Annotated in this window: 7 protein-coding genes; 2 read left to right on the plus strand and 5 right to left on the minus strand. The window is 65.9% G+C overall.

Annotated elements, in window-relative coordinates:
* Positions 1–4 precede the first annotated feature (4 nt).
* On the plus strand, positions 5–1,561 hold the full coding sequence (locus CKO33_RS09475) for a cobyric acid synthase (protein ID WP_242472574.1): 1,557 nt from the start codon (positions 5–7) through the stop codon (positions 1,559–1,561).
* 230 nt (positions 1,562–1,791) lie between these two features.
* Here CKO33_RS09475 and CKO33_RS09480 read toward each other — a convergent pair whose 3' ends face one another.
* From CKO33_RS09480 to CKO33_RS09500, 5 genes are all read right to left on the minus strand, one after another.
* Positions 1,792–4,866, minus strand: coding sequence for a type I restriction endonuclease subunit R (locus CKO33_RS09480; protein ID WP_200181851.1), 3,075 nt, complete (start codon positions 4,864–4,866; stop codon positions 1,792–1,794).
* 117 nt (positions 4,867–4,983) lie between these two features.
* A complete protein-coding gene (locus CKO33_RS09485; RefSeq protein ID WP_200181853.1) occupies positions 4,984–6,303 on the minus strand; it encodes a restriction endonuclease subunit S in 1,320 nt (439 codons plus the stop codon).
* Positions 6,300–7,313 (minus strand): virulence RhuM family protein, encoded by a 1,014-nt coding sequence (locus CKO33_RS09490; RefSeq protein WP_200181855.1) that lies wholly within the window; start codon positions 7,311–7,313, stop codon positions 6,300–6,302. The genes CKO33_RS09485 and CKO33_RS09490 overlap by 4 nt, the downstream gene beginning before the upstream one ends.
* A complete protein-coding gene (locus tag CKO33_RS09495; protein WP_200181925.1) occupies positions 7,310–9,481 on the minus strand; it encodes a type I restriction-modification system subunit M in 2,172 nt (723 codons plus the stop codon). Before CKO33_RS09495 ends, CKO33_RS09490 begins: the two co-directional genes overlap by 4 nt.
* A 173-nt stretch (positions 9,482–9,654) precedes the next feature.
* On the minus strand, positions 9,655–10,506 hold the full coding sequence (locus tag CKO33_RS09500) for a DMT family transporter (protein ID WP_200181927.1): 852 nt from the start codon (positions 10,504–10,506) through the stop codon (positions 9,655–9,657).
* Positions 10,507–10,713: 207 nt separating this feature from the next.
* Between CKO33_RS09500 and tcuA the strand changes: the two genes are divergently transcribed.
* On the plus strand, positions 10,714–12,087 hold the full coding sequence (gene tcuA / locus CKO33_RS09505) for an FAD-dependent tricarballylate dehydrogenase TcuA (protein ID WP_200181857.1): 1,374 nt from the start codon (positions 10,714–10,716) through the stop codon (positions 12,085–12,087).
* Positions 12,088–12,186: the final 99 nt, after the last annotated feature.

The following is a 12,186-nucleotide window of genomic DNA, read 5'->3' on the forward strand; positions in this document are numbered from 1 at the left end:
CGCCATGTCCCCGGTCCCCTTCACCCCGCTTGGCGAGCACTGCCCCCGGCGCGCGCGGGTGCTCATGATCCAGGGCACCAGCGCCGACGTGGGCAAGAGCCTGGTGGTGGCCGGGCTGTGCCGGGCCTTCACCCGCCGGGGCCTGGTGGTGCGCCCCTTCAAGGCCCAGAACATGAGCAACAACGCGGCGGTGACGGTGGACGCCGACGCCCCGCCCGCCCCGGACGGCACCCCCGCCCGGGGGGAGATCGGCCGCGCCCAGGCCCTGCAGGCCCAGGCCTGCGGCGCGCCGCGGTCGGTGCACATGAACCCGGTGCTGCTCAAACCCCAGAGCGACCGGGACAGCCAGGTGGTACTGCGGGGCCGGGTGCTGGGCACCTGGTCCGCCGCCGGCTATCAGGCCATGAAACCGGAGCTGCTGCCCGCCGTGGTGGACAGCCTGCACCGCCTGGCCGTGGAGGCGGACCTGGTGCTGGTGGAGGGGGCCGGCTGCGGGGCGGAACGCTACCTGCGGGCGCGGGACATCACCAACATGGGCCTGGCCGAGGCGGCGGACCTGCCCGTGATCCTGCTGGGGGAGGACGCCCGCGGCGGCATCAGCGCCAGCGTCATCGGCGCGCACCACCTCTGGACCCCCTCCGAACGGGGCCGCGTCGTCGGCTACCTGGTGAACCGCTTCCGGGGCGATCCGGCGGTCTTCGCCCCCGCCCTCGAGGACATGACCGCCGCCACCGGCTGGCCCCACCTGGGTACCCTGGGCTGGTTCGACGGCGCCGCCCGCCTGGCCCAGGAGGACAGCCTGGCCCTGGAAGGGGCCCGCAGCGGGGACGGGCGCGGCCTGCGCATCGCCGTGCCCCGCCTGCCCCGGGTGGCCAACTTCGACGATCTCGACCCCCTGGCGGCGGAACCCCATGTGGAGGTGCGCTGGATCCCCCCCGGGCAGCCCCTGCCCCGGGACAGCGATGTCATCCTGCTGCCCGGCTCCAAGGCCACCCGGGCCGACCTGGAGGCCCTCTACCGCGAGGGCTGGCACCACGACATCCACGCCCACGTGCGCCACGGCGGCCACGTGGTGGGCCTGTGCGCCGGCTACCAGATGCTGGGCCGCGTGGTGCGCGATCCCGACGGGGTCGAGGGCCCGCCGGGGGAGACCCCCGGCCTGGGCCTGCTGGAGATGGAGACCACCCTCACCGGCGACAAGCACCTGCAGGACCTGGACCTGCGGGAGCGGCGCAGCGGCGCCTCCCTGACCGGCTACGAGATGCACATGGGCCGCACCACCGGAGCGGCCCTGGAGCGCCCCTGGCTGCTGCTGGAGACCCCCGGCGGCCCGCGCCCGGAGGGGGCGGAATCCCCGGATGGCCGGGTCATGGGCGGCTATGTCCACGGCCTCTTCGCCGCCGACGGTTTCCGCGCCCACTGGCTGCGGCAACTGGGGGCGCGCCCCTCGGGCCTGGACCATGGACGGCGGGTGGAGGCCACCCTGGATGCCCTCGCCGACCACATGGAGGCGGACCTGGACCTGGACCGCCTCTGGTCCCTGGCACGGCCGCTGGGATAACCCCCAGGGGGGCGCCTCACCGGCCACGGGGCGGATCCGTCCCCCCGCAGGGGGACGGACGCTGCGCAGTCCAAGGGGTAAAAACAGGTTGACCGATGGCTGGACCCTGCCGGCAGGCGGGGACTCCACTGCCGGGGGTAGCCTCAGGGACGGGCGATGGCGAAGAGTGCGGCAAGATCCGGCAGACACCCCATCCATCCCGCCCCGACCAAGTCAGTCCAGGCCCGTGGTCATGCCCCGCCCTGTTTCACGGAGGGCGGCATGATGTCCCCTCGGGGTTGAAGGCGGTCGTAGACCTCGTGCATCAGATGCTCCCCTGCCACCCGGCGGAAGTCATCGTCGTTCATGAGGCGTCCAAAGATCTCCTCATTCCCGTCCATGCGCTCGATGAACAGGCTCTCCAGCATCCGGTTGAACACATAGGCGAAGTTGTCCCGGGTATTGGCCCGGGCCGCTTCACGCAGGGTTTCATTTTCAGCCGCGGTTTCGGCAATCTGATCAAAAAAGAGCTGATCGGCCGGCGTGAACTCCGTTCCAAAGCGCTCGTTCAGCCTGCCGATCAATGAGGACAATTCCACCTTTTCATCCTCCGCCTGACCGGTGCCCACTTCCCTCGGGCCGTACAGGGGCTCGGGTTCCCCCACCCCCAGGTCGATGGCGCCCTCGCTGATCTTCTGCAGTCGGTAATACTTCAGCGAGACCTCGTCCTCCAGCTCGAAGACGGTGTCATCGGCGCGCCGGGGCAGCTTATGCAGCAGGAAGCGGGCATAGCTATAGAGCTTTTCCAGACTGCTGTCCTGGTAGGGGATGATCTGGGCCAGGAAGGCGTAGAGGTTGCGGAAGCTGGCGAGCTGACCCTTGAACTGGTCCTGGCGGTCGTCGTCCAGTGCCCGGTAGCGCTCCACGGCCCGGTCGAGAATGGCGTTGATCTTCCGGTGATCCGCTGCGGTGGGTTCATTGCGGTTCTTGTACCAGATCCCGGCGAAGGCATTGACCTCATCAATAGTGAAGACCTGGTGCTCTTCCAGCCGGTGTTGCAGGTCGTAGAGCTGATGGGGGTCGCTGGGCTCGCCGGCCGGGGTGACTTCGTAATAGGGCTTGAAGGCCTTGAAGATCTCGCCCGGCTCGTTGACGAAATCCAGCACGAAGGTGTCCTCCTTGCCGGGAGCGGTCCGGTTCAGGCGGGAAAGGGTCTGCACCGCCTGGATCCCCGACAGGCGCTTGTCCACATACAGGGTATGCAGCAGCGGCTGGTCGAATCCGGTCTGGTACTTCTCGGCCACCAGCAACACCTGGTAATGCTCCGAGGCAAACCGCTCCGGCAGCTCGGTTTCCCTGATGCCCTCGTTCATGCCCACTTCGGTATAGGAGTGATCCGGGAAATCCGGGTCGGTGACACTGCCGGAGAAGGCCACCAGGGAGCGGATGCCGGTAATCCCGTGGTCCTGGATGTACTTGTCGAAGGCCTGCTTGTAGCGCACCGCGTGCAGGCGCGAGGCGGTCACCACCATGGCCTTGGCCCGGCCGCCGATGCGGTGGCGGGTGTTGTGGCGGAAATGCTCGACGATCACCTCCACCTTCTGGGCGATGTTGTGCGGGTGCAGGGACATGAAGCGCGCCAGCGCCTTGGCCGCCTTGCGCCTGGGCACCTGCGGGTCGTCCTCGATGGACTTGATCAGCCCGTAATAGGTCTTGTAGGTGGTGTAGTTCTCCAGCACATCCATGATGAAGCCTTCCTCGATGGCCTGGCGCATGGAGTACAGGTGAAAGGGCGGCTGACCGTTCTCGCCCGGCTCGTTGAACACCGCCTGGGTCTTGAACTTGGGCGTGGCGGTGAAGGCGAAGAAGCTGATATTGGGCTGACGCGGGCGCTTGAGCATCTCCCTGAACAGCCCCCGACGTGCCTCCTCGGAAAGGTCGTCCTCTTCCACATCCAGAAACTCTTCGGCGATGGCCGATTCGATGCCATCCCGGTTGAGCACCTTACGCAGCTCCATGGCGGTCTCGCCGGACTGGGAGCTGTGGGCCTCGTCCACGATCACCGCGAAGCGCTTGCCCGCCGTATACAGCTCCACCGCCTCCCCCTTCTTCGCCAGGGTGTCCATGGCCTGGCTGATGAACGGGAACTTCTGGATGGTGGAGATGATGATGGGCACCCCGGAGGCCAGCGCCTGGGCGAGCTGCTGGGTGTTTTCGTCGATCTTCTGCACCACCCCCTGCTTGTGCTCGAACTGGTAGATGGTGTTCTGCAACTGCTGGTCCAGTACCCGGCGGTCGGTGATCACCACCACGGTGTCGAACACCTTGTGGTCTTCGCCGTCATGCAGGCTGGCCAGGCGATGGGCGAGCCAGGCGATGGAGTTGGATTTGCCCGATCCCGCCGAATGCTGCACCAGATAGTTATGCCCCGGCCCCTGGGCGCGGGCGGAGTCGATCAGCCGGCGCACCGCGTCCAGCTGGTGATAGCGGGGGAAGATCAGCGCCTCCTTGCGGTGCCGCTTGACGCCCTTTTGGGTGGTGACCTGGCTCTCGCTCACCTCCAGATGCAGGAAGCGGGCGAGGATGTCCATCAGGCTGTCGCGGGTCAGCACCTGCTCCCACAGATAGCTGGTGCGATAACCGCCCTCGTCGGCGGGCGGGTTACCGGCGCCATGGTTGTGGCCGCGGTTGAAGGGCAGGAAGACCGTCTTGCTGCCGTTTAACCGCGTGGTCATGAAGGCCTGGTCCGGGTCCACGGCGAAATGCACCAGGGCCCGCTCCTTGAAGCGGAAGATGGGCTCGGCCGGGTCACGGTCGTTCTTGTACTGGCGGATGGCGTCGTCCGCCGTCTGCCCGGTCATGGGGTTTTTCAGCTCCAGGGTGACCACCGGCAGGCCGTTCACCGACAGCACCACGTCCAGGGATTGCTTCGGATGCCTCTCGCTGAAGTGCAGCTGCCGGGTCACCCGCAGGCGGTTGTGGCCATAGGCCGCGGCGGCCTCCGGGTTCATGCCGGTATTGGGCGCGAACCAGGCCAGCCGGAAGGTCTTGCCGAAGCACTTGAAGCCGTGGCGCAGCACATGCAGGGCGTTCTTGGAGGCCAGCTCCTTGACCAGCGCCCCCAGCAGCACCTCGCCGGCCTGATCCCCATGGAGCTTGGCCAGGGACTGCCAGCGCTGCGGCTGACTGGCCTGGATGAAGGCGGTCACCTCGTCGGGAAAGAGCGCCCGCGCCTGGTCGAAGCCCTGGGGGTCGCCTTTCTCATAGCCGCCGTGCTCGATCAGCGACTGCTCCATGGCCTGTTCGAAGTAGATTTCCTGGTGCATGGTCTCTTCCTATTCCGACCTCGCTGGGCTACGCTGACGCTCAACGGACTGGGAGTGCCCGGTCGGCGTCATGGCCCCGGCGGGTTCGCAGGGGCCTTTCGTTTTCTAGCACACCTGTCAGGCCACCTGGATCTGTCCGGTGACGGCGTTGGTGATCAGGGCGGAGCGGTATTCTTCGAGTTTTTCTATCGTCCTACTTGTAGTCTCTTCCAGAGAATTCAGATCAGCAACCATCTTTTTCACCAGTTCGACTATGGCCTTTTGCTCATCAACAGACGGAAGCGCGATCACAAGTTCTTTCCAGCGATCTGTGCGAAGCGTTTTTGTCCCATGAGCCGAGGTTTCTACCAAGGAGAGCATAACGTCAGCGATAGCCCGAAGCAGGAACACAAAGTATTCTGATGACAGACGAGGCCCAACTTTCAGTGCCTTCATATCCTGATTAAGGACCACTGGAACCCGATTTATAGCAACGGGAAAAGAGTGGGCTAGAATCATTCCTCGCACAACAATCAGCACCGATCCAGGTTCTACCAAGCTCAACCCTGTCTCTGATAGCGCCAGCTCGGTCACATGATCCTGAGAATCAAATAACTCAGGCCGTTTCATGTCTTTCGGACTCACCCAAGGAATGTCTCCATCCCAGTACATCGGATTACTGGTTGAAGGAGTCATGCCCCCAGACATTTTCACCAGATAATTTATCGGAATGCCGGTCTCCCAATGCGCCGGAATCTCCCCCAGCCACTCGATGCCGCTGTCTTTCATGGGGGCATCGGGATCGAGGCCCTTGGTGACGGCGCGGGTGATCAGGGCGGTGCGCTTTTCGGCCAGCAGGTCCAGCAGACGGCGCTTCTTGGCGATCAGGGTGTCGATCTCGGCGGTCTTGCGGTCGAGGAAAGTGGCCACCTTCAACTGATATTCCAACGGAGGAAGCTCTACTACCGCATTCTTCAAGGCATACTGAGACAACCCGAACCGGGTGACCCCTTTTGCAGCCAATTTGAATTGGTCATTCAAAACAGGGGACTGGGCCAACCATGAAAGGAAACGTCCATCCACCTCGTCCGAATCAGGCTCAATAACGGCCAAGTGGTACCCACAGACCACTTCAGGTATCGTCTCGGCGACATAGGCTGGGACAGCGATATCTTCCCAGCTTTCACTGTCCTTGGTCAGCAGCACCTGCCCTTTCTTCAACCCGAAGCGTTCGATTTCGCTTTCGGTCGCCGAGCCCTGCATGAATGGCATGTCCGGCGAGATCTTTTCGTGGTAGTAAACATCCGTGTAATTGCACAGGCGTACAGCGGTCTCATCTTCAACAATATGCTTATCGACATTGCTTGTACGCACATCGGATACGAACTTGATCTTACGTTTCTTCCAGCGACGTGCCTGCTCGTCAGCACCCGCGGGTCCATTCGTGCTGACGGTCATTGCGGTTTCTCCTTCTTGACCCGCTCCTCCAACGCCTCCAACTCCCGCAGCTCCTCGGCATCCGCCTCCCTTGCCTCGTCCCGCCGCCGCTGGGCGTCGAACTGCTCGTAGCGCTCGTGGGCGATCCGCTCCGCCTGCTTGGCGCTGATGGAGCCTGCGCCTTCCAGCACGGGGCGGTCGCTGAATTCCAGCAGCCGGTCCACGTTATTGCGCCAATAGTCCAGGGTCAGGTCCTTGCGCTGCTTGGCGCGCATTTCGGCCTGTTCCAGGAACATCACCACCAGGCGATTGAGGTCGTCGATCTCGTCGGCGGTGAGGTAATTCTTGGCGATGGTGACGTCCTGCTTGCGCACCCGCGCTCCTTGCCAATTGGTCAGGGCCATGTTGGGCTCACCGGGGTCGGCGCGGTTCACCACGATCTCGGCGGCGGTGTGGCCGGTGACGGCATAGAGCAGCTTGTTCTGCACCTCGGCGAAGAAGGTCTGGGCGTCGCGGTCGTCGGGCCGGTAGTCGCTGGAGAGGGCGAACAGCTCGCGCACCTTCTGGTAGAAACGCTTCTCGGAGGCGCGGATGTCGCGGATGCGCGCCAGCAGTTCGTCGAAGTAGTCCCAGCCGCCGGGCTCCTTCAGGCGCTCATCGTCCATGACGAAGCCCTTGACCAGGTACTCCTCCAGATGGCCGGTGGCCCACTGGCGGAATTGGGTGCCGCGCGGCGAGCGCACCCGGTAGCCCACGGCCAGGATCATGGGCAGGCTGTAGACACTGACCCGGCGCCGCACCTGCCGCGCCCCTTCCTGACGAACGATTAAGTTTTCCTTAATGGTTGCCTCGGCGGACAGTTCACCGCTTTCCAGGATGTTCTTGACGTGGGTGTTGATGTTGGGCACTGAGGTCTGGAAGAGCTCGGCCATCTCCGCCTGGGTCAACCAGGCGGTGTCGCCCTCCACGCGGAGATGGATTTGCGCCTTGCCGTCCTCGGTGCGGTAGAGGATGAGCTCACCGGCGCTCATTGGGTCACCTGGTGCAGCATCTCCAGGATCTCCTTCTCCAGTTCCTGGATGTCCCTTTCGATGGCCTCCAGCGGCCGGGGCGGTTCGTAGACGTAGAAATGCCGGTTGATGGGGATCTCGTAGCCGACCCGGGTCTTGGCCTGGTCGATCCAGGCGTCCTCGACGAAGGGCAGCACCTCGCGGGCCAGGTAGTCCTGGCAGTGGTCGTGGACCAGATCCAGCAACTGGCTGTTGTCGGCGTCCTTGTCGTAGCCCATGGGCAGCGGCAGGGGGATATCCGCCGGCAGGGGGACGATCTCGGTGTCACGCAGCTCGGTATCCGGCTCGGGGTTGCCGTCCTGGTCGCGGCAGATGGCCGCCTGCGGGTCGCGCTCGGACAGGGCATGGAGGATGGCCTTCCTGATCGGCGCGGGCAGCTTCTCGCCGGCGTCCTTGAAGGCGGCCTTGAGCAGCGGTTCGAACGCGGCGCGGTCGGTATGGAGCCGGTCGTCCAGCCTCTGGAGGATGCCGATGATGCGCTGCTGGGTGGCCTCGCCGGCCTTCACCTCGGCGTCGTGCTCGGGCTGGTCCTTGCGCTTCTTGCTCTTGGCCAGGTTGAGGAAGGCGGTTTCCTGCCAGAGGCGCTGGATGCGCTCGGCACTGGCCTGGAAGTTGAGGCGCAGGGGGCGCTCCACGGTGAGCTTCAGGTAGCCGAAGTCGCGGTTGTCGAAGACCTTGGAGCAGATGCGCTCGGCCTGCTCTCCATTGAGTCCCACCCGGCAGGTGGCGCCATCCTTGAAGTCGGCATACAGGCGGGTCAGCTCCTCGATGTGGTCCTCGCCCAGTTCGTTGCGCTTGTTGCCCAGGCTCTTTTTCATCTTGCGGTAGTGGCGGGTGCCGTCGATGAGCTGCACCTTGCCCTTGCGATGCGCCGGCTTGCGGTTGCTCACCAGCCAGATGTAGGTGTAGATGCCGGTGTTGTAAAAGAGCTGATCCGGCAGGGCGATGATGGCATCCAGCCAGTCGTTTTCGATGATCCAGCGGCGGATGTTGCTCTCGCTGGGTCCGGGTTCGCCGTTGAACAGGGGCGAGCCGTTGAAGACGATGGCGATCCTGGAGCCCTCCCCACCCTGTTCCGGCGCGGGCTTCATCTTGCGGATCATGTGCAGCAGGAACAGGGTGGCGCCGTCGTTGATGCGCGGCAGCCCGGGACCGAAACGCCCGCTGAAGCCCAGCTCCTGGTGCTCCTTCTTGACGTACGCCTCCTGAGGCTTCCACTCCACGCCAAAGGGTGGATTGGCCAGCATGTAATGGAAGTCCTTTTCGGGGTGGCCGTCCCCCGTTTCCCCATCCCCCAGGGTGTCGCCAAAGGCGATGTTGTCCACCGGCTCGTCCTTGATCAACAGGTCGGAACGGCAGATGGCCCAGGATTCCTCGTTGTACTCCTGGCCGAAGAGTTCCAGATGCGCCTGGGGGTTCTGCTGGGTGATGTACTCCTCGGAGACCGAGAGCATGCCCCCGGTGCCGGCCGTGGGGTCATAGATGGTACGCACGATGCCTGGGGTGTAGATGTCCTCGTCTTCGGTGTACAGCAGGTGCGCCATGAGGCGGATCACCTCCCTTGGGGTGAAGTGGTCCCCCGCCTCCTCATTGGCCTGCTCATTGAACCGCCGCACCAGCTCCTCGAACACATAGCCCATGTCGTGATTGCTGACCCGGTCCGGATGCAGGTCGATACGCGGGTCGGTGAAGGCCTTGACGATGAGATACAGCCGGTTGGCCTTGTCCAGCTTCTCGATCTCCGACTCGAAGTCGAAGGCCTCGAAGATCACCCTTGCGGATTCGGAGAAGCCGTTGATGTAGCTGGTGAGATTGGTGGCGATGTTGTCCGGGTCCGCCAGCAGCTTCTCGAAGGTGTAGGGGCTGATGTTGTAGAGGGGGTGGTTGCGATCCTTGCTGGCCTTGCGCGCCAGCACCTTGTGCAGGGCATCACCTTCCAGGCCGCGGGCCTGTAGCTTCTCGTATTCCTCCAGGACCTGCTCCTTGGTGGGGGCGAGCACGCAATCCAGACGGCGCAGCACCGTCATGGGCAGCATCACCTTGCGGTACTGGGGCGGACGATACGGGCCACGGAGCTTGTTGGCGATGTCGAAGACAAAGTGGATGAGCTGGGTCGTGTTGCTGGCCATGGATGCCTTTTGCATGGATTCACTGCATTGGAATGGGGTCACTCAGGTGGTTGCCCGCGAGGGGTGCCCCTGCGGGCCAGGCTCCGCCACGGCCGGTTGCCCGGCGGTGGCAGACGCCAGGGGGCATCGACCGGTCGGGGCCTCCCTGGCCGGCACCCCCGGGCCGCTTCGCCTCACCCGGCGCGAGAATGCACGCTCAGCGCCGTGACCGTGATCAGGATCAGCCCCATGCCCAGGATCTGCAGGGCGGCCAGGCTTTCCCCCAGGACCACGACGCCGAACAGGGACGCGGTGACCGGCTCCACCATGGCCACTATGGCGGCCACGGCCGGGGCGGTGTGCTTCAGGCCGACGATATAGAAGATGAAGGACAGCCCCGCGCCGAGCACCCCCAGGATCACGAACAGCGGCCAGGTGGGGGCGCCCAGCACCGCCACGGCCTGGCCGGCGTCCCCCGTCCAGATGAGGATGCAGACCAGGGCCGCGAACGCGATCACCAGGATCGACTGGGGACTGCCGTGGGGGGCCGCATACTTGAAGCCGAAGATGAACAGGGCGTAGGACAGGCCCGAGAGCAGCCCGGCGGCGACCCCCAGGGGCGTGACGCCGCCGGCCCCGGTCTCCAGGATGCGCGTGAGCAGCACCACGCCGATCATCACCATGACGATGGCGATCCACTTGAACAGGGTGGGCCTCTCCAGCCGGAGGGCAAAGGACACCAGAAAGACGAACACCGGCGCGCAGTACATCAGCGTCGCCGCCACCGCGACGCTGCCCTCGGCGATGCTGACGAAATAGAAGGCGAAATTGCCGGCCACGCCAAGACCGGCGATGGCCGACCAGAACCATAACCGGGGGTTAGACAGTCCGCTACCCCGGGGGCGCAGGGCCAGCCAGACGAGCACGAACAACAGCCCGATGGCCCCCCGGTAGAACGACACCACCAGCGCATCCCAGCCATCGGCCATGAGGATCCCGCCGATCCCCCCCGAAAGCCCCCAGCACAGGGCGGCCAGGATCACCATGGCGGTACTCACCCCCGCCGCTTTTTCCGTTGTGATCGTTTTCAAATCAGACCTTTATGGGTTCATGCGTTTCATGCCCCGACATGCACCGGGCGTGCGGGGCGTTTGCGCAGGCGAGACTACCGCATTCCGCGGCCGCTTGCAGTGACGGGCCGGGCAGGGGCCGGATGCGGTATGATCCGGCCGTGAACCAGCGTTTTCCCCGCAATGCCCCCCGAACCCTATGATGTCCTGGTCATCGGCGGCGGTCTCGCCGCCCTGTGTGCCGCCCTCGCGGCCCGCGAGGCCGGGGCCTCGGTGCTGCTGGCGGAGCGGGCCCCCAAGGCCCTGCGCGGCGGCAACGCCCGCCATTCCCGCAACCTGCGCATCGCCCACGACGCCCCCTCCCCCCTCTTTCCGGGGAAGTACGCCGTGGAGGAATTCATCCATGATCTGGAGACCGCCCACCAGGGCCATGGCGACCCGGAACTGGTGCGCCTCCTGGCCCGGGGCTCGGCGGAACTGCCCGGGTGGCTCCAGGCCCGGGGGGTGCGCTTCCAGCTGCCGGAGCGCGGCGCCCTGCCCTGGTCACGCAAGACCGCCTTCTTCCTGGGGGGCGGGCGCACCCTCATGAACACCCTGTACGCCGCTGCCGCGGACCGGGGGGTGGAGATCCGTTACGACACCCACGTGACCCATCTGCATCTGGAGGATGCCCGGGTGCATACCGTACCCACCCGGGGACCGGAGGGGGACGCTGTCCTGCGGGCCCGGCGCGTGGTCTGCTGCAGCGGCGGCTACCAGGCGGACCGCCGGGCCCTGGCCGCCGCCGGCTGTCCCGGCGCCCGGCACTACATCAACCGCGGCAGCCCCCATGTCACCGGCGATCTGCTGCTGCAGCTGCTGGACCAGGGGGCCGCCCCGGCCGGGGTGCCCGGCAGCTGCCACCGGGTGGCGGTGCATGCCTGCTCGCCGCCGGAGGACGGCGGCATCGTCACCCGCGTGGACGGCATGCCCTGGGGGCTGGTGGTGGATGTCCACGGCCGGCGCTTTCGCGATGAGGGGGAGGAGATCACCCCGCGGCGCTATTCCGCCTGGGGCCGCTGGGTGTCGGACCTTCCCGGGGCCCGGGCCCACCTGATCCTGGATGACGCCGGACTGCAGCGGGCGCCGCCCTCCCTGTATGCCCCGGTGACGGCAAACACCCTGGAGGACCTGGGCCGCAGGCTCGGGCTCCCGCCCGGGGCCCTGGAGCGGACCGTGCAGCGCTACCACGCCGCCCGGGTGGATGGGGGGGACGATCCCCTGGCCCATCACACCACCGGCCTGACGCCCCCCAAGAGCCGCTGCGCCCTGCCCCTGGAGGGCCCGCCGTTCCATGCCTGGACCCTGGCCCCGGGGGTCACCTTCACCGGCCATGGCCTGGCGGTGGACCCCCGGGGGCGCATCCGCCGCCGCCACGGGCCCCCTTGCGGGACCCTCTACGCCGCCGGGATGATCATGTCCCCGGCGGTGCTGGGCCCCGGCTACGTGGCCGGCGCCGCCCTGACCCTGTGCGCCGTGTCCGGCCGCATCGCCGGCGAGGCGGCCGCCCGGGGATGACCCGGCCTCTGGGCCCTCCCCAAGCCCTCCCAAACCGTCGGAGGCGGAACCGTCCGTCCCGGCCGGTTTTCCAATCCAAGGATCGCCCCCGGTGCCTGC

Source organism: Ectothiorhodospira mobilis (genome assembly GCF_016584115.1).
In the GTDB taxonomy this organism is placed as follows: Bacteria; Pseudomonadota; Gammaproteobacteria; order Ectothiorhodospirales; family Ectothiorhodospiraceae; genus Ectothiorhodospira; species Ectothiorhodospira mobilis.

Bases quoted from the DNA above. Each gene is read 5' to 3' on its own strand.
- CKO33_RS09480 (WP_200181851.1), bottom strand. From the start codon at position 4,866: ATGCACCAGGAAATCTACTTCGAACAGGCCATGGAGCAGTCGCTGATC.
- tcuA (WP_200181857.1), top strand. From the start codon at position 10,714: ATGCCCCCCGAACCCTATGATGTCCTGGTCATCGGCGGCGGTCTCGCC.
- CKO33_RS09500 (WP_200181927.1), bottom strand. From the start codon at position 10,506: ATGGTGATCCTGGCCGCCCTGTGCTGGGGGCTTTCGGGGGGGATCGGC.
- CKO33_RS09475 (WP_242472574.1), top strand. From the start codon at position 5: ATGTCCCCGGTCCCCTTCACCCCGCTTGGCGAGCACTGCCCCCGGCGC.
- CKO33_RS09490 (WP_200181855.1), bottom strand. From the start codon at position 7,313: ATGAGCGCCGGTGAGCTCATCCTCTACCGCACCGAGGACGGCAAGGCG.
- CKO33_RS09495 (WP_200181925.1), bottom strand. From the start codon at position 9,481: ATGGCCAGCAACACGACCCAGCTCATCCACTTTGTCTTCGACATCGCC.
- CKO33_RS09485 (WP_200181853.1), bottom strand. From the start codon at position 6,303: ATGACCGTCAGCACGAATGGACCCGCGGGTGCTGACGAGCAGGCACGT.